The sequence below is a fragment of the Beijerinckia sp. 28-YEA-48 genome, from assembly GCF_900104955.1.
GTDB lineage: Bacteria > Pseudomonadota > Alphaproteobacteria > Rhizobiales > Beijerinckiaceae > Terripilifer.
Map to the genome: position 1 here is coordinate 4,068,720 of NZ_FNSI01000001.1, position 23,327 is coordinate 4,092,046.

Genomic DNA, 23,327 nt, shown 5'->3' on the forward strand with positions numbered 1-23,327 from the left:
CACTCCAATAGGACCGTCTTTATGACCATTGATAATCTGGACCGTATCAAAGCCGAGATCGCCGATAGTTTCGATGAAGAGCTGGAAATGCAGCTTGATGAGGATCGGCTGGATGAGATGGTCGCGGATGGCATGCTGGGACCGCACGCGGAAACGCTCGACCGCAAGATCTATTTCCGCGAGCTTTTCCGGCTCCAACATGAGCTGGTCCGGCTCCAGGATTGGATTCAGTACAAGAAACTCAAGGTCGTGGTGCTCTTCGAAGGCCGCGATTCCGCTGGCAAGGGCGGCGCGATCAAGCGTGTCACGCAGCGCCTGAACCCGCGCATCTGTCGCGTCGTGGCGTTGCCGGCACCAACCGAGCGCGAACGCAATCAATGGTATTTCCAGCGTTATGTTCCGCATCTGCCGACGGCTGGCGAAATGGTGCTTTTCGACCGCAGCTGGTACAATCGCGCCGGCGTCGAGCGGGTCATGGGCTTTTGCTCGCCCGAGGAACTTGAGGAATTCTTCCGTTCCGTCCCCGAATTCGAGCACATGCTGGTGCGCTCGGGCATCATCCTGATCAAATACTGGTTCTCGATCACCGACGAGGAACAGGAGTTCCGCTTCCGCATGCGCATCGAGGACCCGCTGAAGCAGTGGAAGCTCTCGCCGATGGATCTGGAAAGCCGCGTGCACTGGGAAGATTATACCCACGCCAAGGAAGACATGCTTGAGCGCACGCACACATCGCATGCGCCGTGGTGGGTGGTGCAAGCCATTGACAAGAAGAAGGCGCGGCTCAATTGCATCGCGCATCTGCTGGGCCAGATTCCCTATCAGGATGTGCCGAAGGCGGAGATCGAACTGCCGCAGCGCGTCCGGCACGTGGATTATCACCGCAAGCCGGTGCCAGAGGATTTGTACGTGCCCGACATCTATTGAGAGCTTGGGCTGAGTAGAGCCTGCTGGGCACTGGCAATTGGCGTTTGTCCGAAGGGCAGACCGACGTCTTAGTCCCCGTGTCGCTCGAATAAGCTGGACGAATTCCTATAGAAGCGCATAGTGCGGGTCTTCGTAAGGATTGCGGACATGGCCAAAGTCCCCATTTGGGGACCTTGGCGCCGATATGGCTCGGATCCGGCGCAAGGATCATTATGTATTCCGTCGCAACGATCGACGCTTCCTTGCGCATTGCGCGCCTTTTGAGATCGCCTCGATTTCGAACCTATGCAACGGCGCGATCTTGGGCGAATGAGCAAAAGGCGGTCGATATCGCCCACTGCCTGATCGAGCCCAAGCAGTATGTCGTTTTGTTTCGCTGTGAACGCTGGTCGCGACTTTCTTTGATCTGCGTTTCCTAACTCCACACCACGCATCTAAAGATCGAGTTTTGCGCCTCGTACATCCGATAGAGGGAGCATTCGCTATGGCCGAGCTATCTGAAGAGGATAAGAAAAAGATCCTTGGAACAAATTACCGAACGCCACATGAGCGGCGCAACGATCCTGCGCCGCCTGAGACGCTTCTTGGAAAGCTGTGGCGATTGGGAAAGGGCCTTGTCGTCCGCCAAAAATAGACGGATTGCGCGATCACTGCGCTAGAACGCGCCTTTCGCGAAACGCGAGAGGCGTAGCCAGACGAGCTCTCTATAATTTTCGGTCTCTTTTTCCTGAGGCACAGGCATATGCAGGCAGCCCCGCTGCCCACACTGATGACCTGGTTTTAAAATAGACCAATGCCCTTAAGCGAACAGCTTTGCAGTTCAGGTTTTAGCTTCGTTCAACGTCACCGCACAGGCCTTGGCGACATCCAAATTGGGCGCGGTGCTTCCAGGCATGGTTGCCCATCCGCCTTTCGAGATGAAATCTCCCTGCTGCCAGGAGCTGACTTTCTTCAACTCCACTAGACGATCGTTCGCATTGGCTTCTTGCTGGAACTTCTGAACGCAGATTGGCGACAATGCTGCAATGACAGCGGCATTCGATCGTAATTTAGCCGTTTGCTCAGCCGTGGCGCCCGTGACCCAACCCGCCCAACTAAAGCCGACGATCGCGAGCACTATCGCTCCGCCGAACGCGCCATAGACGGCCGGCTTAGTCTCTGCTGGAATTTGCATGGGATTATCTTTCTCAAACCGGACTTCAGAAATCCGGTGAGCGAACGTAGCACGGTTTCCTTGTGATGCTCCGAATATATCTACTCTTCGCCTTGGCGAGACGTCGACGCTTCATCAAAACAGATGCATTGCTATTGCTTATCAGCAACGATTGATCGATGAGTTGCACCTGCAATCTAACAAAAGCAGCGCCCACCCCCCATATTGGGGTTCTATCCTCCGCTGAAATAGCCGCCACCTGTGCGGTTCAGCTTCTCCCTCTTCAATAGCTAAGTTGATCTCGCGGCGCGGATGATCGCGTTCGCGTCATCGATATTTGTCGCTCTTCTACTGGAGAGCGTCCTTTCAGATCGCCACTTTTGAATCCAAAGGATCACTCATGATTGCCTATTTTATCTTGGTTCATCGCTTTCCCGACCAATTCAAGCGCATGTTCAAGGCAATCTATGATCCAGAAAACATCTATGTCATTCACGTTGATCGGAAATCCGGCACCACATTGGAAGACGATATCGACGCGTTTCTGACGGCCTATCCGAACGCAGAAATTCTGCCATCAGAGCGAGCGGCCTGGGGCGGATACAGCCTGGTCGATGCGGAGCTGCGTGGGATGGCCCATTTATTGAAGATGAGTTCCAAATGGAGCCACTTCATCAACCTCAGCGGCCAGGATTTTCCGATTAAAAGCCAAGCTTACATCGCCGACTACCTGGCGCGTCACAAGGGGAGTGAATTCATCAAGATCCTCGACCAGCAGAAAGTGCGGCCCGAAACGATGATGCGCGTACAGGAATATGTGATTGAACTTCCCGACCGCATTCATCGGACATCCGTGCAGCGCAGCTTCTTGTCAGGCGTAACGCCCTATATCGGCAATCAGTGGATGATTGTCAGTCGCTCCTTCTGCGAATTCGTCTGCCACGACCCTGACGTGGATCGTTACAAAGCCTTCTATCGCAACACATTCATTGCCGACGAAGGTTTCTTCCAGACCGTCATGATGAATACGACCGCACATGGCCCAATCATCAGCGATGATCTGCGTTCCATCGACTGGATACCAGATGGAGATATCAAACTGCGGCCGCGAACATTCACGATCGAAGATGCCAAGCATCTGATTGCAAGCCATAATCTTTTTGCGCGCAAGTTCGATAGCGATGTCGATGACGCCATTCTCGGCCTTCTCGAAAGACATATTCGAGTGCCATCTGACGAAGAATTAGAAGGAGAGCTCACTGAGAACGTTAGCGCTGTGGGGGCGTATGCAAGCTTGAAAGGGGAACGCCCACTGTTGCAGGCAGCTCAAGACCGTCACACAGTCAAGGAAGCGGTCCACTAACGTCCAGTTGCTGCGGCTTGGAATTATCTTGGCACCATCTTACTTTGACCGCAAAACTGGGCTATTGTGGCGAGGCAAGTCGATCTTGCCTGCTGAATTATGTGAGCGCCCCAGCTCTCTCACGATTTCCCTCTCAAAGTCGATCTCGCTCTTTGCCGGCGATGGCAAGGACGTGCTCTATGATCAATTGAGGAAATCGCTATGACAACGGGAACTGTTAAGTTCTTCGATTCGGGCAAAGGCTTTGGCTTCATTCAGCCCGACAGCGGCGGAACGGATATCTTTGTCCACATCTCCGCCGTGGAACGCGCCGGCATGTCAGCCCTCGCCAAGGGTCAGAAAGTCCAGTTTGATGTCGTGAAAGATAGCAAAAATGGCAAGATCGCAGCTCAGAATCTTCAAGCTGCGTAAGGAACGACGCACAAGCGACATTCGAATCGCTCTCATTTAATCGCTTTTGCCTGAATTGTTTTGACTTCATGGACATGATGCAGGAACCGCGTTCGCGTGCTCCTGCGGAGTCTCGCCGCCATGACCAGCCGAACCCTACAAACCGTCGTTTGTTTTTCATTGCCCTTCGCGTTGCCCGGCTTCGACACTCTCCAACCAGCCGGGGAATATCGCGTCGACCACGATGAAGAGTTGATCGATGGTGTCTCCCGGCTCGCCTGGAGACGCATTGGCAGTTTCATCCACTTGCCGGCAATCGCTTTGCACGGCTCCACACAACAGATGGTGCCCATCAGCCCGGCGTATCTCGACGCCGCACTTGAAAAGGATCGCAAGACATCATGCCCGCTATAACCATCCGGCAACGCAACACCCTCTTGCCCCGAGGCGACACGGCAAGCCATCTCTTTATCGTTGGACAGAGCGTTCGACTGAAGCCCGAGTTCATGACGCCCGCCTCGAAGTCCTCAGGCATTTACAAGATCACCCGAACCCTCCCGCCAGAAGGCAATTTGCTGCAGTACCGCATCCGGAACGACGAAGAACCCCATGAGCGGGTGGCCAACCAAGACAGCCTCGAGCCAGTCCGTAAGCCGCAATCTGAGAGCGATAGTGTTTTCATCACAGGAACGTTCGACCACGAGCAATCGGACAAGCATGACGATCACGAGAGCGAGAAATTGGATCTCGCCAAGATATCTCTTTCAGCCGCTATCAAACGCAAACGATCATGATGAAGCGGGCACATCGCGCTGCCGTCCGTTCCTCTACAACCACAGCAGGCCAATCATGACATTGACCTTTCCTAACCCCAGCCGAAGCTTCGACCAGGCGCGGAACGCGATCCGCTTCACGGCTCACGACGGGCTTTTCGAGGTCCCGTTCTATGTCGCGATCGATGCGCTGGCCAAGTCTGGCAACAGAGCGTCGTCCGAAGCTGAATGCCTCAAGGCCTTCGATGCGGCGCGCTCCTCGGTCCAAGACGCGGCGCGGGCGGCCTATACCAATGGCCATCGTGGCTTCTACATGCTGAAAGCCGTTAATTTCCGATAGAGATCACAACAGCGGCCTGACCACCATTTCCGCGCCCAGGAGCAACAGACAGATCAAGAACCAGCGGCGAAAGGTCTGAGGGCTGATGCGGCGGCGGGCGATCTGCCCGACCCACATGCCCGCCAGCGCAGGAGCAATCGCCAGCGTCGAAAGGATCAGGTTATCCATCTGAAAGGCGCCGCGTCCGGCGAGCCCAAAGGCGAGCGCAATCGTGGAGACCGTGAATGACAGGCCCAGCGCCTGGATCAGATCTTCCTTTTCAAGGCCGAGCGACTGGAGATAAGGCACCGCGGGGATGACGAAAACGCCGGTGCCGCCCGTAACCAGGCCGGTGATCCCACCGATGAGCGGCGACAGCCAAGTTTCCCACGGCGCCGGCACATATAGCTGACGCGCCACAAGCGTATAAGCGGCATAGACGATCAAAGCGCCACCCAGTGCAATTGTTGTGAGTTGTGTATTGCCGCTGGTCAGCAACGAGGCGCCAACAACTGTTCCAACGACAATCGCCAACATCATCAGCCAGAGCCGGCGCACGAGCCGGAAAACGCTGGGTCCGGCGAACAGCTGCCAGACATTGGTGACGAAGGAGGGAACGATCAGCAGGCTGGCGGCGGCCAGCGGCGAAATCAATGCGCCAAGCACGCCCATGGCCACGGTCGGCAAGCCCATGCCGGTGACGCCCTTGACGATCCCGGCGGCAAAGAATGTCACGGCCGCCGCCGCGAGAAGCCCTGTCGAAATGTCCATCATGCGATCGGCATAATGGACCAGCCAAAATGGACAATGCGGATGATCCGCAGGCTGGCTTCGGCTGGCCCGAAGGCTTGCCATCGGATAATCTCGCGGCCATGCGCTTTGACCTGATCGACCTGCGCCTCTTTCTCGCCGTGGTGGATGCCGGCAGCATCACGCACGGGGCTGAGCATGTCGGCTTGTCGCTACCGGCGGCAAGCGAACGGCTGCGCGACATGGAAACAACCGGCGAGGTCAAACTGTTGGAACGCGGCCGCCGTGGCGTTGTCCCGACGCAGGCCGGCGAAGCGCTGGCGCATCACGCGCGATTGATCCAGCGGCAGATGGCTGAGATGCGTGGTGAGCTTGGCGAACATGCCAAGGGCATTCGGACAACCATACGGCTCGCCGCGAATACCGCCGCTACGACCGAATTCCTGCCCGAACGGCTTGGTGCGTGGATGGCGGAGCACCCGCATGTCAATGTGGAGATGATGGAACGGCAGAGCATCGAAATCGCCAAAGCCGTAGCGGCGGGGTTGGTGGAGATCGGCATTCTGTCCGATGCCGTCGAAACGCATGGCTTGGTTCTACGCCCCTTCGCGATCGATCAATTGATCGCGGTGGCGCCGCGCAACCACGACATCGCGGGGCTGAGGCAAGTCGCTTTCGCCGATATCCTGCCTCAATATTTTGTCGGCCTGGCCGGCGGCGCCCTACAAGATCACATCGAGGCACAGGCGGCGCGAACGGGCGCAAAGCTGAAAATGCGGATCCGCATGCGGACCTTCGAAGGTCTCTGCCGCCTGGTGGCCGACGGCGTTGGTCTTGGCATCGTGCCCGAGACAGCGGCGCGCCGTTGCGCCCACGCCATGCCGATTGCAACCGTTCGCCTGACCGATGCCTGGGCCAGACGGCAGTTGTCGGTCTGCGTGCGCGATGAAAAGGACCTGACCGTGCCGGCGCGCGATCTCTTCACGCATCTGGCGACAGGCGAGCCGCAGGCCCGCTAAAGCGAGCGCCCGTCGCGGCTATTGAATCGAACGAAAGAGCGTCGGCCAATCCCCCGGAGAAAGGCCGCCACAGGCGATTTGCAAATAGTGCGAGGTCAGCTGGAACGCCTTGCCGTCCCAGATCCAGCTTGCAGACGTGCCGCAATCAGCAAGGCCCCGGCCTCTTGCCGCCATGGAGAGCATGCCTGTCTTGGGATCGAAATCCCCTTCGGTGAACATATCGACGCCGCTGTGATCGGCGCTGTTCCCGGAATAGGCAAGCGGTGCGATCACCTGTTCAGCCGCTCCGTTGCTCCGTTGCGCCAGAAACGCAACGGAGGAGCCTTGGTAGGCGCCCATGATGCAGGGAATGAACACCAGCGCCCGCTCACCATCCAGCGCATATGCCTCGGGCTTCATCGCAGTTACTTCGGCGTCGCAGTCTTCCTTCTTCATGACCGCCTGTTGTCCCTCGCGAACGGTGGTGATCAGACGCTGCGCCTCGTCTGGCGTAAGGGTGAAAGTGATCGGACGATTGGGAATGTGTGGCAATGCTGGCGGCTGCGGCACACGAGAAGCCGGCGTCGCGCCGGGCTTGGCGAGCGCGGTGACGCCGCCCAAACGTCCCTGCCGTTCGTCCAACCGCACTAGCGCCGCCGCGAAGCCATCGAGAGGCACTTCGGCGCCTTCAGCGAGGGTCAGTTTGGAGCCGTTGCGTAACTGGGCGACGAGCGCACGGATCGCCGGCAGACGATCGGTCGACATCGAATACTCTTCGTCGGCGCCATCGAGTGTCCAATCCTGCGGGTTGAGCTCCACCGCTTTGCCGTCCAGCCGCACATCGCCGAGGTTGAACTTGTTCTCGGCGCTGATCTTGGCGGAGATCGTTCCCTCCGGCCCGGCCGCGCGTTCGATGCTCATCTCGGCCCGTTTGGCGCCTTCCGCATAACCTTTGGCGACGCAGCTCAACCCGTTGTCGCAAGCGACGAACCAGGATTTGTAGGTATCGTAAGATTGAATCGGTTCCGGCGCAGCGATGGCCGCCGGCACCAGCAGCGACAAAATTTTGATCCAATGCATCGCATTTCCCCGCTCAGCGTGACCGTTTCAGGATAGCGCGCAGCGCTCGGCCAAGCCAGTCAGCGTCCGATAGCAGGTCAATCAGGGAATTGGCACCGCCGCTGTGAAGAATGGCACTTCATAACCACGCTGCACCTGCGGCCGGGCCGCCAGCGCCAGATACCAGCGCTTTACATGCGGGAAGTCGTTGAGATCGATCTTATGCCGCTCGAAACGCGACACCCATGGCCAAACCGCCATGTCGGTAATCGAATAATCGTCGGCGATATAATCGCGGTCCGCCAAGCGCGCGTTCAATGTTTCGTAATGGCGATGCGTGTCGCGGGCGAAAATGGTTTCGGCGAAAGGCGCCTGCCCAGCATTGTAGGTGAGGAACTGGTGGGCATAACCCAGCGTCGGCCCGAGGCCGCCGGTCTGCCACATCAGCCATTCCAAAGTGCGCAAACGCGCCAAGCCGTCAGCAGGCAGAAAACGGCCGGTCTTCTCGGCGAGGTAGATCAGAATGGCGCCGGATTCGGTGAGCGTGACGCCGGTGTCGTGATCGACCATCGCGGGAATTTTCGCGGCGGGATTGAGCTTCACATAATCCGGCGCGAACTGCTCGCCTTTGGTGATATCGATGGCGTGGACTTTATAGTCGAGACCGAACTCCTCCAGCGCGATCGAGATCTTCAGGCCGTTCGGCGTGATCCACGTGTAGAAGTCGATCATCAATCGAACATCATCTCATCGACCGGCACGGTGCGCATCGCGGCGCGGCCGGTCACATCATCAAGGCCGGAGAAGAGGCCGCGCAAGGTGTGGACGAGCTCCTCGACGCGCGGATCGTTGACGCGGTAGACGATGGTCTTGCCCTCACGGCGGCCGGCGATCACGCCAGCTTCGCGCAGCTCGGTGAGCTGCTGGGACAAGGTTGGCTGGACAATACCCAACTGGGTTTCAAGCGCCGCGACCGAAGCTTCCGTCTCCATCAGATAGCAGACGATAGCCAGCCGATTGGCATTGCCAATGAGCTTCATGAACTCGCTGGCCTCGCCGACGCTGCGGCAAATGCGGGTGGAGATAGGCTTCGTCAAAGGGCGACCCTCACCTGATCTATAAAAATATAAATTGTGCTTCCTTCTATTTTCAAAACCATGCGGACTCAAGGGTTTCCGCAGCGCCTTCCAGCCGCCTGCCTGGAAGTCATTCAAAATGCCGCATTTTTCCGCTCGCTGCATCGCACACAATGATCTATAAAAATATAGATTGACACCTTAAAGAATGTATATAGAAAAACTAGACTATCTGCAAACGTGAAGAGCGCGCATGAAAATCGGTGTTCATTCGAACAATCTGCACCTCAGACTCGCCCGGCTGTGGCCGGGGGCTTTCAGCGCCTTCGCGCCCGAATTCGTGTTCTATGGCGAGGGCCGCGACACCGGCGCCCTGCTCGAAAAGGGCGCCATCCATTTCGGCGGCACCGGCTCGACACCACCGATCGAGGCTGACGCGCGCGGCCTCGGCGTCGTTTATATCGCCGGTTCGGCGCCCCGCCCGGCGAATGGCGCGATCCTCGTGCGCAAGGACAGCCCGATCCACTCGATCGCCGATCTCGCCGGACAGCGCATCGCGCTAATCGACGGCTCGTTCCACACCTATCTGCTCGCCCGCAGCCTGGAGGCCGAAGGTCTCGGCCTTGCCGATGTCACCCGCATCGAAAGCGCCACCCGCGACGGCTTGCAGGATCTGCTCGATGGCCAGGTCGAGGCCTGGGTGACGATGTCGCCACGGCTAGAAAAGGCGCTCGATCGTGATGACCTGCATCTTCTGGTGCGCTGTGGCGCGACCATTCCCAATCGCTCGCTGTTCTGGACGTTGGAGCGATACAAGCTTTCGCCCGAGACCCGCCTCGCTATTGCCCATGAACTCGATCGGATCGGCCGCGAGGTAACGGCCGACATCGAGAAGGCCGCAGCGCTGCTCGCGGCTCAGCCTGGCAGCGAAGGCGATGCGCGCTCCTGGGAGCGCGTGCTGCGCTCACGCGATTTCACTGTTGTCCCCGTCGACCAAGACATTCTCACCGAGCAGCAAGACGAAGCCGACACGCTGTTCAGACACGGACATTTTTCCGCACCGGTCACGACCGGTCAGGCCGGCGTCGCCGCATAGGAGATCCGACATGAATGTTCTCTGGTATATGTGCGCGCCCGACGGCGCCTATCCCTGGCAGCCGGAAGGCTCGCGCAAGGTCGATCTCGGCTACTACAAACAATTGGCGATGGCCTATGATCAATTGGGTTACACGGGCGCGCTATTTGCCACCGGCGCCCATGACGTGTGGGTGCTGGCTGGCGCCCTGCTCTCCTACACCGAACGGCTGAAATTCCTCGTCGCTGTTCATCCGGGCCTCGTCGCGCCGACACTACTCGCCAAGATGGCCGCGACCTTGCAGGAATTCTCGCGCGGACGCCTGCTCATCAACATCGTCTCGGGCGACGCCAAAATGCTCGGCGCCTACGGCATGACCATGCCGCACGACGACCGCTACGCCATGGCCGACGAATATCTGCAAATCTGGCATCGGCTCTTCGCCGGCGAGACCGTCAATTTCAAAGGCCAGTATTTCAACACCGAAGGCGCCAAGATCGCTTTGCCGGTCGGCGACAGCATCGCCGCGCCGCCGCTGTGGTTCGGCGGTTCGTCCGACAAGGCGCTCGAAGTCGCTGCGAAACATGTGCAGACCTATCTCTCCTGGGGCGAGACCCCAGAGCAGATCGGCGAAAAGATCAAGACAGTGAAGGCGCGTGCCGCGCACCATGGCCGCGAGCTGGAATACGGCATCCGCCTCTATGTCATCGTCCGCGACACCGACGCGCAGGCCTGGGACGCCGCCGCCGATCTCTATGGGCGCATGGACGATGCGGCGATCGCCGCCAATCAACGCTTCGTCGGCAAGAGCGATTCCGTTGGCCAGCAACGCATGACCGCCATGCACGGCGGCCAGAAGCCTGAGAATCTGCGCGATCTCGAAATCGCGCCCGATCTATGGGCCGGCATCGGCCTGGTTCGCCCCGGCCCCGGCACCGCCATCGTCGGTTCGCCCGATACGGTGATCCGCACCTTGGAAGCCTATCGCAAGGCTGGTGTCGAGACGTTCATTCTCTCCGGCATGCCGTTGCTTGAGGAAGCCTGGCGCTTTGGCGAGAAAGTGCTGCCACGCCTGGATGTGGCGCGCGAAGTTTCGCAAGCGCGCCACTTCACCTGGTCGACCTTGTTCGATCGCGATCTTTCGACGATCGCTGCACCGGACGGTGCGACCAAAGACGCTCCAAAAGTTTTGGCCCGCTGACCTTTCGCAAGGATAAAGCCGTGACCGTCAGCCCCTCTTCGACCCTCGCACCGCCGACGGTCTCCGCCCAAAGCCTCGCGGCGCGTGCGCTCAAGACGCTCGAGGCCGGGCTCGGCTATGCCGCCGCCGCTTTGCTCGCTGTGCTTCTCGTCGTCGTGCTGGTCAGCGTGACGCTGCGCTATTTCTTCGCCACCGGCTTCATCGGCGCGGAAGATCTCGGCATCTGGTTGCATGTGGCGCTGATCGCCGTCGGCGCGCCGCTCAGCCTCAAGAGCGCGCTCGCCATGCGGCTCGATGTCTTCGTGCGCTTGCTGCCGGATCGGCTGCTGCCGCTAGCGGAGGTTCTGGCGGACGTCTTCTCCGTGGTCGCGGCGTTCATTCTGGTTTTCGGCGGCAGTGAAATCATCAGCTTACTCGGCGGCATATCGCCGACGCTGGGCCTGCCGGAATGGGTGCGCTTCGCCTTTCTCGGCGTCGGCGGCGGTTTGATCCTGCTGGCGCTGACCTTGCAGCGGATCGCCGAGGGCAAATCGCTCGCCGCGGTCTTGTCGGTTGCCATTGGCGCTCTGCTCTATTTCGGCCTGCCACATCTGTTCATCGAGTCACGCCTACCGCCGAGCCTATTCCTGGCTCTGATCGCCGGCGTTGGCCTTGTACTGGCCGCGCCGCTGGCTCACGCATTTCTGGCCGCCGCCTATGTGGCGATCGCCTTCGGCAGCACGCTGCCGGAACCGGCGATCGTCTCCTCGACCGTTACCGGCATGTCGAAATTTCTGCTGCTCGCCATTCCCTTCTTTCTCTTGGCCGGTGGTCTTCTCACCGCTTCGGGCGTTGCCAACCAGCTCGTGCGCTTCGCCGCCGCCATGGTCGGTCATCGCCGCGCCGGCCTTGCCCAGACAACGCTATTGACCAGCGTGTTGTTTTCCGGCGCATCCGGCTCCTCGGTCGCCAATGCCGCCTTCGGCGCCTCGACCTTCCAGCCGGAACTGGTCAAACACGGCTATCCCCCGGCGCAAGCCGGCGCGATCATCGCCGCCACTTCGGTGCTCGACAATGTCATCCCGCCATCGATCGCCTTTCTCATTCTGGCGACAGCGACCAATCTCTCCGTCGGCTCGCTACTCGTCGGCGGCTTCTTCGCCGGCGGGCTGATGGCGGTCTGCCTGGCCGTGGCGATCCATCTGACCGTGCGCGATGTGGAAACCCGGCCACGGGCGCCGGCGCGCGAGCGCTGGCAGGCGGCGGTGGCGGCCATTCCCGCCTTCGGCCTCGGCGTCATCGTCGTTGTCGGCATCCGCATCGGCATCGTCACCACCACCGAGGCGGCTGCGCTCGCCGCGCTCTACACCGTGCTGCTCGCCTTCGGCTCGCGACTTGGTACTGGGCGTATCGTCGCGAGCTTCACCCAGGCGGCGACGGAAGCTGCGGCAATCGGCCTCCTCATCGGCACGGCCGGCCCCTTCGCATTCCTGCTCGCTGTCGACAATGTGTCCGGCCTCGTCTCCAGCTTCGTGACGATCCTCGGCGGCAGCGCCTTCGCTGTCATCATGCTGGCCAATCTCATCCTCCTCGCCGTCGGTCTGGTGCTCGACATCGGCGCGGCGATTCTGCTTTTCGGACCGATCCTGCTGCCCGCAGCTGTCGCTGCCGGCATCGACCCGATCCATTTCGGCGTCATCCTCGTGGTCAACCTGATGATCCACGGCCTGACTCCGCCACTTGGCATGCTGATCTTCGTCGTCAGCGGCGTCACCCGCGTTCCCGCCACAGCGCTTTTTCGCGCGGTCGTTCCCTATCTGCTGTCACTGCTCGTCTCCCTCGCCATCCTGTGCGCCTGGGCCATCATTTTTTAATTCGGAGGATTCACTCATGAAGACCATCAACCGTCGCACTCTCCTTAAACTTTCCGCCGCAGGCGCGGCTCTGGCCGCGCCTGGCTTCATCGGCACGGCAAGCGCCCGCACGCGCACGTTGACCGTCGCGTCGCTGTTTGGCGACGACAAACCGGAAACCAAGATCTGGGTGAAGATCAGCGAATTGGTCGAGGCGAAACTGCCTGGCCGCTTCAAGTTCAACATCGTCAAGAGCGGTGCGCTCGGCGGCGAAAAGGAAGTGGCTGAAGGCGTGCGCCTGGGCTCGGTGCAGGCCAGCCTCTCAACCGTCTCTTCCCTGACCGGCTGGGTGCCGGAACTGCAGATCCTCGATCTACCCTTCCTGTTCCGCGATGCCGATCACGTCCGCAAAGTGGTGAGCGGCGACACCGGCGCTGGCCTAAAGAACAAACTCGCCGCGCAGCAGTTCATCGTCGGCGATTTCATCAACTACGGCGCGCGCCACCTTCTGACGAAAGAACCAGTGACGCGGCCGGAACAGCTCAAGGGCAAAAAAATCCGTGTCATTCAGAGCCCCCTACACACCAAACTGTGGGCTGCCTTCGGCACGATCCCTGTCGGCATTCCGATCACCGAAACCTATAATGCGCTGGCAACCGGCGTCGCCGACGCGATGGATCTGACGAAATCCGCCTATGCCGGTTTCAAGCTCTACGAAGTCGTGCCCGACATGACCGAGACCGGCCACATCTGGGCCTCGGGCGTGGTCTATTTTGCGCGCAGCTTCTGGAACCAGCTCGACGCCGAGGAGAAGGCAGCGCTCTCAGACGCTTCGCGCGAGGGCGCGCTCTATTTCAACCAGCTCATCATCGAAGACGAGACCGCCTCCGTGCAATTGGCGCTCGCCAAAGGCGGCAAGCTTTTGAAGCCGGAGGCTTTCGACGACTGGCAGAAGGGCGCCCAGGGCGTCTGGCAGGATTTCGCCGGCATTGTCGGCGGCATCGACAAGATCAACGCCGTTCGCAACATCGCCTGATCGGCAAATACTGAACGCCGGACGAGAACCATCCGGCGTTCATTCGTTTGAGTAGCTGAAATGCGCCGGACTTATTCCGCCGCGAGTGGCAAGGCGCCGGCATTCCTCTCAAGCAGCATGCAGACTTCGTCGGTCTCCATCACATCGCCAAAGATCGAGTAGAACGCCGCCAAAGTGGCCGTGTGCTCGTGGTCGCTGAAGGCGGAATTGCCGTCGCTGACCATGATCGTCCTGAAATTCATCATCATCGCGTCGCGCGCCGAGGATTCGCAGCAGACATTCGTGACCGTGCCGACAATCAGCACCGTATCGAAGCCCTGCGCACGCAGGCGCTCGGCGATATCCGAGGATTCCGGCAGGAAGGCGCTGAAGCGGAATTTCTTGACGATCTCATCTTCCGGTTTCACCTCGAGATCAGGATAGATGTCATGGCCCGGCGCGCCGTCCTGGAACGTTTCAATGCGCTGCGCCTTCATCCCCGGCTTGCCCATGGCGAACCAGTTCGACCAGCTTTCGAGATTGCTCTCGTCGATCGTGTTCTTGATCCAGAAGACTTTACCGCCTGTCTTGCGCAGAGTTTCCGCCAATTGATTGACTTTCGGCACCGTGCCGATCGCGGTGGCGACAGGCATAGGCGTGTGCTCCGGCACCATGAAGCCATTTTGAAGATCGACGACGACAAGAGCCGTCCGGCTTGGCACCATATCGTCGAAAACATGGATCTTGTCGCGGCGTTGCTTGACCCGGTCGAGAGCCCATTGCGGCATCGTAAAATCATGCATGGCGTGTTCTCCTCACTGTTTCCTGTTGGTAGGCTTGCTTGGCTGCCCCTGTCGCGGTCGGTATTTATCTACTCGGCATGGTAACAGGCCGCGTATTGCCCATTGCCGAAGGTCTTTGTCGGTGGAGAGGCGGTCTGGCAGATCGCCGTCGCTGATTTGCAGCGCGGCGCGAAACTGCAGCCGATGATGGCCTTGCGCAGATCCGGCGGACTGCCGGGAATGGCGTCGATATCGTGCCCCCGCATATGGCCGTGCACGGTCGAGGCCAGCATGCCGATTGTATAGGGGTGGCGTGGCTTCATCATCACATCGGCGACCGCGCCATATTCGACGATCCGCCCGGCATACATCACCGCCACCTTGTCGGCGATTTGCGCCGCGACGCCGAGATCGTGGGTGACGAAGATCACCGCCATGCCCAATTCCTGCTGCAAACGGCGCAGCAGAACCAGCACTTGGATCTGCACGGTAGCATCCAGCGCCGTCGTCGGCTCATCGGCCAGGAGCAGTTTCGGATTGCACGACAACGCCACAGCGATCATTGCGCGCTGGCGCAGGCCACCTGAGAGTTCGTGCGGATAGGCTTTCAACCGCCGCTCCGGCGAGGGCACCCGCACCAGCTTCAACAGCTCCAGTGCCCGCTCCATGGCGGCGGCGCGCCCCACCTTCTGGTGTCGCATCACCGTTTCGGCGATCTGCTCGCCGATGGTGAAGACAGGATCGAGCGCAGTCATCGGCTCCTGGAAAATCATCGAGATGGTGGAGCCGCGCACCGCCCGCATATCGACTTCGCGTATTTTGACGATGTCATGGGCCCCGACACGCATATCGCCCTCGATGACCGTGCGCTTGGGCGGCAATAGCTTCATCAGCGCCCGCATGGTCACGGATTTGCCGGAACCGGATTCACCGATGATGCAAAGCACTTCGCTGGGCGCGAGCGCAAAGCTGACGCCGTTGACCGCGCTGTTCACCGCTTCCCGGCTGACAAATTTTACCGCGAGATCGCGAACTTCGACGAGCGCTTCAGGCACCTCCGGGCGCGAGACCGATTTTCGTTCCGCAACGGCAACGGCGAGCGACATCTGCATCTCCATTAAATCACGATCCGCAATTCGCGATCCGCGTGTGACCGGAGCCGCGACGAACCATGTGACAGGCGACGAAATGATCCGGACCAGCCGGCGTCAGCGGTGGCGCTTCCGTGGCGCAGACCGTCTCGGCAAAGGCGCAGCGCGTGCGGAATCGGCAGCCTGACGGCGGGTTGACCGGATTAGGAGGATCGCCGCTGATCGGCGGCTCGGCCATCCGATCAGCGGGATCCATGGACAGACGCGAGTCGAGCAGCGCCCGCGAATAGGGATGCAGGGGCGTATCATAGATCGCGTCGACCGAACCGATTTCGACCACTTGGCCGAGATACATCACGAGCACCCGGTCGGAGATATATTGGACGACGTTGAGATCGTGCGAGATGAAGACGTAGGTCAGATTGAATTCGCGCTTCAGACTACCGAGCAGATTGAGCACCTGGGCTTCGACGGACTTGTCGAGCGCCGACACCGCCTCATCCAAAATGATCATGCGTGGATTGAGCGCCAGGGCGCGGGCGATATTGACACGCTGTTTCTGGCCGCCAGACAATTCGTGCGGATAGCGCGCGCCGAATGTGGACGCGCGCAGACCGACCTTGTCGAGCAGATCGCAGGCGAGATCCATGGCATCGGTTCGGCTCATGCCGTGGACGCGCGGACCATAGGCAATGGAATCCTGGATCGGCAGACGCGGATTGAGAGAAGAATAGCTATCCTGAAAGACCATTTGCATGTTGCGGCGCAGATCGCGCAGCGACAGGCCGCGCATGCCGCCGACGGGATCGCCATCAAAAATCATCTCGCCACTGTCGCCGGGAATGAGATGCATGAGCAGACGCGCCAGCGTCGATTTTCCACACCCGGATTCGCCGACGATGCCGAGGGTTTCACCTTTGAGAACGGCGAAGCTGACATCGTCGACGGCTTTCACATCGCCGACATGACGCTGCAAAATACCGCTACGAATGGGGAAATATTTGCGTAGGCCGTTGACGATGAGCATGGGCTGCTGCTTGCCGCCACGATCACGCTCATCCAGGGCAGCTGCCTGCGGCATGTCTTGCGGCGGTAGGAGATCGATACCGATGAAATCGAAAGCGCTCATGCTTTGACATCCATGGCCTGGCGCAGACCATCGCTGACAAGATTGAAGGACAAGGAGGTGATGAAGATCGCCACGCCCGGCAACGCGCAGACCATGGGCTGCACATAGATCGCGGCGCGCAGCGAAGAGAGCATCAGGCCCCAGTCCGGCGTCGGCGGCTCGACACCCAGACCCAGGAAGGAAAGGCCGGACGCCAGCAGGATCGCCACCGAGATCAGGCTGGAGGCGAAGATGAACACCGGCCCCAGAACATTGCCGAGAATGTGATGTCGGATGATCGACAGCGTCGAGGCGCCACTGGCGCGTGCCGCTTCGACAAAATCAAGACCACGTACTTGGGTGGTGGCGGATTCGGCAACGCGACAGATCGAAGGGATGAACACCAGGGTCAGCGCGATCATCCCGTTCTTGCTGCCGCCACCCAGGGTGCCCGAAATCGCCACCGCCAGGAGCACCGAGGGGAAAGCGTAGAAGACATCCATCGTCCGCATGATGGCGGTGTTGACCCAGCCGCCGCGAAAGCCGGCGAGAACACCGAGGAAGCCGCCGATGATGGTGGCGGCGATGACCGGAACCAGCCCCATCAGCAAGGACGTGCGGCCGCCCCACAAGAGACGCGACAGCATATCGCGACCCAGCTCATCGGTGCCGAGGATGAAATTGCGAAAGCCCGGCGGTTTCATCCGATAGGCCATGCTGGTTTTGGTCGGATCGAAGGGCGCCAGCAGCGGCGCGAAAATCGACAGCAGGACGATGATGAGAATAACAGCGAGAAAGAACAGCGTGACGTAATCATAGCGCAGGCGGTGTGCGACCGAGGCCCAATATCCACGCACCTCCTGCGCTTCGCGTTTTCGCAGGAAAGCTGGGAGGCGGAAGGCACTGACGTCGGTCATTCTACGTCCTTGTCATGTCCCGCCTGGGTTCAGGCGCGTTTGATGCGTGGGTCGACGGCCGTCTGCAACAGATCCACCATCAGGTTGATGGTGACGAAGGTGAGGGAAAGAACGAGGATCGCGCCCTGCAAGACCGGCACATCGCGGGTGAGGATCGCCTTGCTCATCAGAAAGCCGGTGCCGGGCCAGGTGAAAATCGTTTCAACGAGGATCGAACCGCCGACCAGATAGCCGAGCTGCAGGCCCATCACCGTCAACACCTGCGGCAGCGCGTTCCAGATCGCGTGACGGAGGATGGCGATCGGCCCGAGCCCCTTGGCGCGCAGCATCTGCACGAAATCATTGTTGAGGACTTCGGCGACGGCTGAGCGCGTGGTGCGCATGATGATGCCGAGCGGCACCAGCGACATCGTCAGGATCGGCAGGATCGCATATTTGGCCTGGTCCCAATCGAAGATGCTGAAGCTCGATGAACCGGCCGACCCCATGCCGGTCGCCGGCAAGACACCGAGTTTCACGGCAAAGACGATGACCAGCACGATGCCGAGCCAGTAGTTCGGCACGCTGACACCGACGACCGCCACGCCCGTGGCGATGCGATCGACCGGCTTGCCGAGATTGTAGGCCGCGATCGTGCCGAGGATGAACGCCAGCGAGAAGGCGAGCAGAACCGCGCCGACCGAGATGACGAATGTATTCGACAGGGCGCTCAGGACTTCCTGGATGACCGGGCGATTGGTCTGCAGTGAGATGCCGAGATCGCCCGTCAACGCCCGCTGCAACCACAGCAGATATTGAATGGGGACCGGCTTATCGAAGCCATAGGCCTTGCGGAGATAGGCGGCGTCCTCAGGGGAGGCGTCTGGCGGCAGCAGCGATTGAATCGGATCGCCCGGCGCCAGGAGAACGAGGGCATAGCAGACGACCGTCACGCCAAGCGCGATCGGAATGCTCATCAGGATGCGTCGGGCGGCGTAGTACCACATGACTTCTCCGGCGGCCGGCTCTCTGCCGGCCCGCCTGGAGTGCAATGCAACATGAGTGCCAATTGAGCCGCGGACCGGCCCAGATAATACAATCGCTCGTGCAGCGGCCGCAGAGGTAGAGATTTCAACTCTGTTTTATGTTAATCCTCGTCGCAAATCCGCCAAAGAGCTGACACACCAGGACGCATCTCGCGACCGTGTATACATTGCACGGCTCGCGGGACGATCATTTGTCATTTCTGGTGGCAGTTCGCTCGGCTGGCGAGCAGGAACGGTAAAGGACGGGAAACGATGTCGACGCGCGCGGAACGGGTTTGCACGCTATTACGCGACAGCATCATACGGGGCGATCATATCGCCGGCAGCCGGCTGAGCGAGGTGGATCTCGCGGCGACCTTTGGTGTGTCGCGCACGCCGATCAGAGCCGCCCTGGCGACCATCGCGTCGGAGGGGCTGCTCGAATACACGCCGAATGCCGGCTATTCGGTGCGCACCTATTCGGCGCAACAGATGCTGGGGATTTTCGAAGCCCGCGCAGCGCTGGAAGGGCTCGCCGCGCGACAAGCGGTCGAGGCTGGCGTCACCGAGGCGCAGCGCGCCCAGATGCAGCGCGCCATCGACGAAACCGAAGCGGTTTTGAGCCGGCGCCGCTGGGAAGCCGACGTCACCGTGTTCTGGAGCCATATCAATACCTGGTTTCACGGCGCCATTCTCGAAGCCGCCCATAACGACCATCTGGCCTGGCTGCTGCGCAAATCCCGCAGCATTCCCCTGGTCTATTCCTCGATGTTCCGGCGCTTCGATCTCGATCGCATCGCCAAGGCGCATGAGGAGCATGTCACCATTCTGGAAGCGGTGACCTTGCGGCAGGCGGTGCGCGCCGAATCCCTGGCCCGTGAGCATATTTATAAAGCCGGCCTGTTCGTGGTCGAACGGATGCGCGAACAGGAGATGCAGGCCGCCCACGCCGCAGCGCTCGCCCGCGCCGATGGCAACGCATCGCAGCCGGCAACGCCTTAAGTTCTTATTGCGCCGCCTGGGATATCTGCACCGGATCCTGCGGCCGACGATGACGCCAATGGGTCGCCTTTTCGAAGGCATGTCCGGCGCGCAGGACGAGGTGGTCCTCGAACGGGCGACCGACAATCTGCATGGCGAGCGGCAAACCAGCGCCGCTGAAGCCGTTGCACACCGACAGCGCCGGCGATCCAGTGACATTGAACGGGCGCATGAACGACGCCCGTGTCCGCGACATCGGCGCGCCCTTGCCCAGCACATGCGCCGCCGACGCCCAACTCGGCGTTACGATCAGGTCCACCGTTTTCATGACATCGGCGATCTGCCCGATCAGACGGGAGCGATCGCGCATGGCGTTAACATAATCACTGGCGCGGATGAAGGCGCCGGGCACGATGCGTTGGCGAAAGCTCTGGCCGAATTTCTCCGGTGTATGGGTGAGCGCATGCTCATGAATGGCATAGCCTTCGGAGCGCGAGATCGTCGTGCCGACGTCGGCATATTCGAGCGATGAGGCCAGTGCTACTTCGCTGATCTCAGCCCCAAGATCGGCAAACACGTTCAAGGCATCGTCGAGCGCGGCACGCACGTCCGGATCGACGCCGGCCTCCTCGGTCATGCCCTTGGCGAAGCCGATCTTCAGGCCGCGCACCGGCAGGGCGATGCTGGAGAAATCGGGCTTCGCCACATTCGCGCTGGCGCCATCCAGCGGGTCGTGCCCTGCCAGCACGTCCAGCATCAAGGCGCAGTCCTCAGCCGTCCAACACATTGGCCCAGAGTGATCGAGACTGAACGACAGAGGAAAGATGCCGCGACGGCTGACCAGACCATAGGTCGGTTTGATGCCGGCGATGCCACACAGCGCCGCCGGGCCACGAATGGAGCCGCCCGTGTCGGTGCCCATGGCGGCCATCGCAAGCCCGCTCGCCACAGCCGCCGCCGAGCCCGATGACGAACCACCAGGGTCATGGGCGATGTTCCAGGGATTGCGGGCGGGCGGCCAGGGCAGATCGAAGCTGGTGCCGCCAATGGCGAATTCCCATGTCGCCGTCTTGCCGAGCAGGATCGCCCCGGCTTGCGCCAAAGCCGATGCGGTAAAGGCATCTTCCTGCGGCACATAATCTTTCAGCAAGGCCGAATGGCCGGTCGTGCGGATACCCTTGGTGGCGTAAATATCCTTGAGCGCGATCGGGATGCCGTGCAGTGGACCCTTGTAACGGCCAGCGGCAATCTCAGCTTCCGCCTGTCGCGCCGCCGACAAGGCCTCGTCGCGCAGCACGAGAAGATAAGCATTGAGGGTCGGATCCAGCCGCTCGATGCGATCGAGGAAGGCGCTCGTCAATTCGACGGGCGACAGTTTACGTTGCGCGATCAGCGCCGCGGCTTCGGCGATGGTGAGATGGTGGAGTTCGCTCATGAGCGCTTCTCCGTCGGCGACAGACGCAGCGCGAAAGCCGGCTCCAGGCTGAAGGGACGATCGTGCCGCAAAGCGACCGAACCCGCTTCGATTTCAAGGACGGCCACCTGCAAGCCTTCCAGATCGCCCGGTGGCAAGTGCAGGCCATGCCGTTCCAGCCGCAGTTTCAGCTCGGCAATCGCATCCTTGTCATCCTGCATGGCGCACCTCCTGCTTGACGGCCGGAAGCTGGCCGTCACGGCTGTCCAGATTATTTAGGCGGGACTATTTAGGATCGACTGTAATCGGTGTGATGTCCTGAAACCAGCTCTGGGCCTGAACAAAGCCTTTGACGCGCGGCGACATGGCGCGCGGATTGAGATCGCTGACGATAAAGAGGTTACGCGCTTCATTCACCAGGATCTCGTGGATCTGGGTGACGATCGGCTCCCACACGTTCGGATCGAAACTGTCGAGGGCCTTTTCCGCCAATTCGTCCACTTTTGGATTGCTGTACCAGCCCCAATTGGTCCCGACAGGGCCTTTATATTTTGTCATCGAGCCCTTCAGAAAGTTCAGCGGATCGGTCGCGCCGCTGCTGAAATTGACGCCGTCGTATGGGAATTTCTCCTGACCCTTGAAATAGACATCGAGCAAAGTGTTCCAATCAACCGTGTCAAACTTGACCTTGAAGCCGACAGCCTCAAGCTGCTCTTTGACGAGTTCGTTCATCGGCAGCGGTTGCATCTGGCCCGAGCCCGAGGTCGAGATACCGATCATGATCTCGCACGGATAGCAGCCAGCTTCCTTCAACAGCGCCGTCGCTTTCTTCTGATCGAAGCCATATTCAACCGGTTTGCCGTAATATTTCTGCTGCGGCACGTAGATGCCGGAACTCGGTTGCGCCAGCCCCGAGAGAAGATCGACCATCTCCGGACGATTGACCGCCCAATTGGCTGCCTGGCGCACGCGGATATCCTTGAACGGTCCGCGCGCCACGTTGAGGATGTAGGGCCAGGTGTGCGGATAGATATTGGTGACGATCTGCATCTTCGCCGCTTTCAGCGCCGGAATCGCATCGGGGGGCGGCGCTTCGATGAAGTCGACCTGGCCGGAGAGCAAAGCCGCCACGCGGGTCGTTGCTTCCGGCATCGGCAGCAGCACAAGACGATCGTGTTTGGGGATGCGGTTCTTGTCCCAATAGCCTTCGTTCTTGGCGAGTTCGAGCCGTTCGCGTGGAACGGCGCTGACGAATTTATAAGGCCCCGTGCCTGCGGGGTTCTTGGCGAAAACGTCAAGATTGTTGCCTGCCTTCTCCACCGCACAGGGCGACAGCATGAACAGGAAGGGCATATTGAAGTGGAAGAGAGACTCCGGCGACTTCGTATAAAAGGCGACCTGATAGTCGCTGATCTTCTCAATACGATCGATATTATTGGTGCGCGAACGCGCACGGCCAAAATTGTAAATCGTGAAAGCTGGGTGCTTGTCGGAGATCAACCGTTCGAAATTCCAGACGGCGGCGGCAGCGTTCCAATCGCAGCCATCGTGAAATTTGACGCCTTCGCGCAGATCGAAAATCCATTTCTTGTGATCGTTCGGATCAATGGCCCAGGACGTTGCCAACCCTGGGCGCAGCCCTACTTCCTTGTCTCGGCTCGAGAGATCCCATTCGATCAGCGTGTCGTAGAGAGAGAAGGCGACGAAGCGATTGCCTTCAAAACCCTGATCGGGTTGGCCGCGCCAATCGGGAATATCCGCCGCCGTCATCGCAATGCGCAGCACGCTTTGCGCTGCCGCAGGCCCGCTCGTCACCGCCGCGATCACAACGAGCGCTAGACCCAGAACCGCGGATTTCAGGGAAGCAGACTTTTTCAGGCGAGCAGACTTGCGTGAACGATCCATGCGCCACCTCTCATCATCCCAAACGTCAGCCAGACGTGCGGAGACGTGTGCAAGGCAGGTGCCATGAGCGCTTGCCGGCCGTGGTTGATGAGGAAGGCAACAAAATCAGAAGGATGACGAAATAAAATACAATCTCGCCATCCTGATGCTTTTAGCAGCTAACCGCCCGGCCGAGATGCAAACTGACTTATTGC

25 protein-coding genes are annotated in these 23,327 nt (G+C 60.0%); 12 read left to right on the plus strand and 13 right to left on the minus strand.

The features are described from left to right. Positions 1-21 precede the first annotated feature (21 nt). Positions 22-927 (plus strand): polyphosphate kinase 2, encoded by a 906-nt coding sequence (gene ppk2 / locus BLW50_RS19010; protein ID WP_090705417.1) that lies wholly within the window; start codon positions 22-24, stop codon positions 925-927. Between the two features lie 820 nt (positions 928-1,747). Here the strand turns inward: ppk2 and BLW50_RS19015 are convergent. Further along, positions 1,748-2,101 carry a hypothetical protein gene (locus BLW50_RS19015; protein WP_090705419.1) on the minus strand — a complete coding sequence of 118 codons (354 nt, stop codon included), beginning with the start codon at positions 2,099-2,101 and terminating at the stop codon, positions 1,748-1,750. A 379-nt stretch (positions 2,102-2,480) separates the two neighbouring features. Between BLW50_RS19015 and BLW50_RS19020 the strand changes: the two genes are divergently transcribed. The 5 genes from BLW50_RS19020 to BLW50_RS19040 all read left to right on the plus strand — a co-directional run bounded on the left by BLW50_RS19020 (position 2,481) and on the right by BLW50_RS19040 (position 4,946). Then, entirely contained in the window at positions 2,481-3,443 is a 963-nt protein-coding gene (locus BLW50_RS19020; RefSeq protein ID WP_090705421.1) for a beta-1,6-N-acetylglucosaminyltransferase, read from the plus strand. 201 nt (positions 3,444-3,644) lie between these two features. Further along, positions 3,645-3,854, plus strand: coding sequence for a cold-shock protein (locus BLW50_RS19025; RefSeq protein WP_090705423.1), 210 nt, complete (start codon positions 3,645-3,647; stop codon positions 3,852-3,854). Positions 3,855-3,974: 120 nt separating this feature from the next. After that, complete coding sequence (locus BLW50_RS19030) at positions 3,975-4,247, plus strand: hypothetical protein (RefSeq protein WP_090709354.1); 273 nt, start codon at positions 3,975-3,977, stop codon at positions 4,245-4,247. Then, the gene (locus BLW50_RS31110) at positions 4,235-4,627 is read left to right on the plus strand and encodes a hypothetical protein (protein WP_244544316.1); all 393 of its coding nucleotides are present in this window, start codon (positions 4,235-4,237) and stop codon (positions 4,625-4,627) included. Before BLW50_RS19030 ends, BLW50_RS31110 begins: the two co-directional genes overlap by 13 nt. Positions 4,628-4,682: 55 nt before the next feature. Continuing rightward, positions 4,683-4,946, plus strand: coding sequence for a DUF1488 family protein (locus tag BLW50_RS19040; RefSeq protein ID WP_090705425.1), 264 nt, complete (start codon positions 4,683-4,685; stop codon positions 4,944-4,946). A gap of 3 nt (positions 4,947-4,949) precedes the next feature. Here BLW50_RS19040 and BLW50_RS19045 read toward each other — a convergent pair whose 3' ends face one another. Then, positions 4,950-5,699 (minus strand): sulfite exporter TauE/SafE family protein, encoded by a 750-nt coding sequence (locus BLW50_RS19045; protein ID WP_090705428.1) that lies wholly within the window; start codon positions 5,697-5,699, stop codon positions 4,950-4,952. Positions 5,700-5,797: 98 nt separating this feature from the next. Here BLW50_RS19045 and BLW50_RS19050 point away from each other — a divergent pair, with 98 nt between their 5' ends. Beyond that, entirely contained in the window at positions 5,798-6,694 is an 897-nt protein-coding gene (locus tag BLW50_RS19050; RefSeq protein WP_090709357.1) for a LysR family transcriptional regulator, read from the plus strand. 18 nt (positions 6,695-6,712) lie between these two features. Here BLW50_RS19050 and BLW50_RS19055 read toward each other — a convergent pair whose 3' ends face one another. The 3 genes from BLW50_RS19055 to BLW50_RS19065 all read right to left on the minus strand — a co-directional run bounded on the left by BLW50_RS19055 (position 6,713) and on the right by BLW50_RS19065 (position 8,829). Continuing rightward, positions 6,713-7,753 carry a DUF1176 domain-containing protein gene (locus tag BLW50_RS19055; RefSeq protein WP_090705431.1) on the minus strand — a complete coding sequence of 347 codons (1,041 nt, stop codon included), beginning with the start codon at positions 7,751-7,753 and terminating at the stop codon, positions 6,713-6,715. Positions 7,754-7,834: 81 nt separating this feature from the next. Continuing rightward, the gene (locus tag BLW50_RS19060) at positions 7,835-8,464 is read right to left on the minus strand and encodes a glutathione S-transferase family protein (protein ID WP_090705434.1); all 630 of its coding nucleotides are present in this window, start codon (positions 8,462-8,464) and stop codon (positions 7,835-7,837) included. Next, positions 8,464-8,829 carry an ArsR/SmtB family transcription factor gene (locus tag BLW50_RS19065; protein ID WP_090705436.1) on the minus strand — a complete coding sequence of 122 codons (366 nt, stop codon included), beginning with the start codon at positions 8,827-8,829 and terminating at the stop codon, positions 8,464-8,466. Before BLW50_RS19065 ends, BLW50_RS19060 begins: the two co-directional genes overlap by 1 nt. Before the next feature lie 232 nt (positions 8,830-9,061). Between BLW50_RS19065 and BLW50_RS19070 the strand changes: the two genes are divergently transcribed. The 4 genes from BLW50_RS19070 to BLW50_RS19085 are packed head-to-tail and all read left to right on the plus strand — an operon-like array spanning position 9,062 to position 13,952. After that, positions 9,062-9,904, plus strand: coding sequence for an ABC transporter substrate-binding protein (locus tag BLW50_RS19070; RefSeq protein ID WP_090705438.1), 843 nt, complete (start codon positions 9,062-9,064; stop codon positions 9,902-9,904). 10 nt (positions 9,905-9,914) lie between these two features. After that, a complete protein-coding gene (locus BLW50_RS19075; RefSeq protein ID WP_090705440.1) occupies positions 9,915-11,084 on the plus strand; it encodes an LLM class flavin-dependent oxidoreductase in 1,170 nt (389 codons plus the stop codon). A 20-nt stretch (positions 11,085-11,104) separates the two neighbouring features. Continuing rightward, positions 11,105-12,937 carry a TRAP transporter large permease subunit gene (locus BLW50_RS19080; protein WP_090705442.1) on the plus strand — a complete coding sequence of 611 codons (1,833 nt, stop codon included), beginning with the start codon at positions 11,105-11,107 and terminating at the stop codon, positions 12,935-12,937. A 16-nt stretch (positions 12,938-12,953) separates the two neighbouring features. Then, positions 12,954-13,952 (plus strand): TRAP transporter substrate-binding protein, encoded by a 999-nt coding sequence (locus tag BLW50_RS19085; RefSeq protein WP_090705444.1) that lies wholly within the window; start codon positions 12,954-12,956, stop codon positions 13,950-13,952. Between the two features lie 71 nt (positions 13,953-14,023). Here BLW50_RS19085 and BLW50_RS19090 read toward each other — a convergent pair whose 3' ends face one another. The 5 genes from BLW50_RS19090 to BLW50_RS19110 all read right to left on the minus strand — a co-directional run bounded on the left by BLW50_RS19090 (position 14,024) and on the right by BLW50_RS19110 (position 18,815). Further along, on the minus strand, positions 14,024-14,734 hold the full coding sequence (locus BLW50_RS19090; RefSeq protein ID WP_090705447.1) for a cysteine hydrolase family protein: 711 nt from the start codon (positions 14,732-14,734) through the stop codon (positions 14,024-14,026). A gap of 68 nt (positions 14,735-14,802) precedes the next feature. Further along, positions 14,803-15,819, minus strand: a complete 1,017-nt coding sequence (locus BLW50_RS19095) for an ABC transporter ATP-binding protein (RefSeq protein ID WP_090709361.1) — start codon at positions 15,817-15,819, stop codon at positions 14,803-14,805. Between the two features lie 16 nt (positions 15,820-15,835). Continuing rightward, positions 15,836-16,885: an ABC transporter ATP-binding protein gene (locus BLW50_RS19100; RefSeq protein ID WP_090709365.1), complete on the minus strand. Its 1,050-nt coding sequence runs from the start codon at positions 16,883-16,885 to the stop codon at positions 15,836-15,838. Positions 16,886-16,929: 44 nt separating this feature from the next. Then, positions 16,930-17,829, minus strand: coding sequence for an ABC transporter permease (locus tag BLW50_RS19105; RefSeq protein ID WP_090705450.1), 900 nt, complete (start codon positions 17,827-17,829; stop codon positions 16,930-16,932). A gap of 29 nt (positions 17,830-17,858) precedes the next feature. After that, positions 17,859-18,815, minus strand: a complete 957-nt coding sequence (locus tag BLW50_RS19110; RefSeq protein WP_090705452.1) for an ABC transporter permease — start codon at positions 18,813-18,815, stop codon at positions 17,859-17,861. Positions 18,816-19,106: 291 nt separating this feature from the next. Here BLW50_RS19110 and BLW50_RS19115 point away from each other — a divergent pair, with 291 nt between their 5' ends. Beyond that, positions 19,107-19,835, plus strand: coding sequence for a GntR family transcriptional regulator (locus BLW50_RS19115; protein WP_090705454.1), 729 nt, complete (start codon positions 19,107-19,109; stop codon positions 19,833-19,835). A 4-nt stretch (positions 19,836-19,839) separates the two neighbouring features. Here BLW50_RS19115 and BLW50_RS19120 read toward each other — a convergent pair whose 3' ends face one another. The 3 genes from BLW50_RS19120 to BLW50_RS19130 all read right to left on the minus strand — a co-directional run bounded on the left by BLW50_RS19120 (position 19,840) and on the right by BLW50_RS19130 (position 23,133). Then, a complete protein-coding gene (locus BLW50_RS19120; protein ID WP_090705457.1) occupies positions 19,840-21,249 on the minus strand; it encodes an amidase in 1,410 nt (469 codons plus the stop codon). Continuing rightward, complete coding sequence (locus tag BLW50_RS19125) at positions 21,246-21,449, minus strand: hypothetical protein (protein ID WP_090705460.1); 204 nt, start codon at positions 21,447-21,449, stop codon at positions 21,246-21,248. Before BLW50_RS19125 ends, BLW50_RS19120 begins: the two co-directional genes overlap by 4 nt. A 64-nt stretch (positions 21,450-21,513) precedes the next feature. Next, entirely contained in the window at positions 21,514-23,133 is a 1,620-nt protein-coding gene (locus BLW50_RS19130; RefSeq protein WP_090705462.1) for an ABC transporter substrate-binding protein, read from the minus strand. Positions 23,134-23,327 lie beyond the last annotated feature (194 nt).

Coding starts and splice junctions, on each gene's coding strand:
- BLW50_RS19075 (WP_090705440.1), top strand. CDS start 9,915: ATGAATGTTCTCTGGTATATGTGCGCGCCCGACGGCGCCTATCCCTGG.
- BLW50_RS19030 (WP_090709354.1), top strand. CDS start 3,975: ATGACCAGCCGAACCCTACAAACCGTCGTTTGTTTTTCATTGCCCTTC.
- BLW50_RS19100 (WP_090709365.1), bottom strand. CDS start 16,885: ATGCCGCAGGCAGCTGCCCTGGATGAGCGTGATCGTGGCGGCAAGCAG.
- BLW50_RS19025 (WP_090705423.1), top strand. CDS start 3,645: ATGACAACGGGAACTGTTAAGTTCTTCGATTCGGGCAAAGGCTTTGGC.
- BLW50_RS19095 (WP_090709361.1), bottom strand. CDS start 15,819: ATGTCGCTCGCCGTTGCCGTTGCGGAACGAAAATCGGTCTCGCGCCCG.
- BLW50_RS19020 (WP_090705421.1), top strand. CDS start 2,481: ATGATTGCCTATTTTATCTTGGTTCATCGCTTTCCCGACCAATTCAAG.
- BLW50_RS19110 (WP_090705452.1), bottom strand. CDS start 18,815: ATGTGGTACTACGCCGCCCGACGCATCCTGATGAGCATTCCGATCGCG.
- BLW50_RS19040 (WP_090705425.1), top strand. CDS start 4,683: ATGACATTGACCTTTCCTAACCCCAGCCGAAGCTTCGACCAGGCGCGG.
- ppk2 (WP_090705417.1), top strand. CDS start 22: ATGACCATTGATAATCTGGACCGTATCAAAGCCGAGATCGCCGATAGT.
- BLW50_RS19120 (WP_090705457.1), bottom strand. CDS start 21,249: ATGAGCGAACTCCACCATCTCACCATCGCCGAAGCCGCGGCGCTGATC.
- BLW50_RS19015 (WP_090705419.1), bottom strand. CDS start 2,101: ATGCAAATTCCAGCAGAGACTAAGCCGGCCGTCTATGGCGCGTTCGGC.
- BLW50_RS19090 (WP_090705447.1), bottom strand. CDS start 14,734: ATGCATGATTTTACGATGCCGCAATGGGCTCTCGACCGGGTCAAGCAA.
- BLW50_RS31110 (WP_244544316.1), top strand. CDS start 4,235: ATGCCCGCTATAACCATCCGGCAACGCAACACCCTCTTGCCCCGAGGC.
- BLW50_RS19060 (WP_090705434.1), bottom strand. CDS start 8,464: ATGATCGACTTCTACACGTGGATCACGCCGAACGGCCTGAAGATCTCG.
- BLW50_RS19130 (WP_090705462.1), bottom strand. CDS start 23,133: ATGGATCGTTCACGCAAGTCTGCTCGCCTGAAAAAGTCTGCTTCCCTG.
- BLW50_RS19085 (WP_090705444.1), top strand. CDS start 12,954: ATGAAGACCATCAACCGTCGCACTCTCCTTAAACTTTCCGCCGCAGGC.
- BLW50_RS19070 (WP_090705438.1), top strand. CDS start 9,062: ATGAAAATCGGTGTTCATTCGAACAATCTGCACCTCAGACTCGCCCGG.
- BLW50_RS19105 (WP_090705450.1), bottom strand. CDS start 17,829: ATGACCGACGTCAGTGCCTTCCGCCTCCCAGCTTTCCTGCGAAAACGC.
- BLW50_RS19115 (WP_090705454.1), top strand. CDS start 19,107: ATGTCGACGCGCGCGGAACGGGTTTGCACGCTATTACGCGACAGCATC.
- BLW50_RS19125 (WP_090705460.1), bottom strand. CDS start 21,449: ATGCAGGATGACAAGGATGCGATTGCCGAGCTGAAACTGCGGCTGGAA.
- BLW50_RS19045 (WP_090705428.1), bottom strand. CDS start 5,699: ATGATGGACATTTCGACAGGGCTTCTCGCGGCGGCGGCCGTGACATTC.
- BLW50_RS19050 (WP_090709357.1), top strand. CDS start 5,798: ATGCGCTTTGACCTGATCGACCTGCGCCTCTTTCTCGCCGTGGTGGAT.
- BLW50_RS19055 (WP_090705431.1), bottom strand. CDS start 7,753: ATGCATTGGATCAAAATTTTGTCGCTGCTGGTGCCGGCGGCCATCGCT.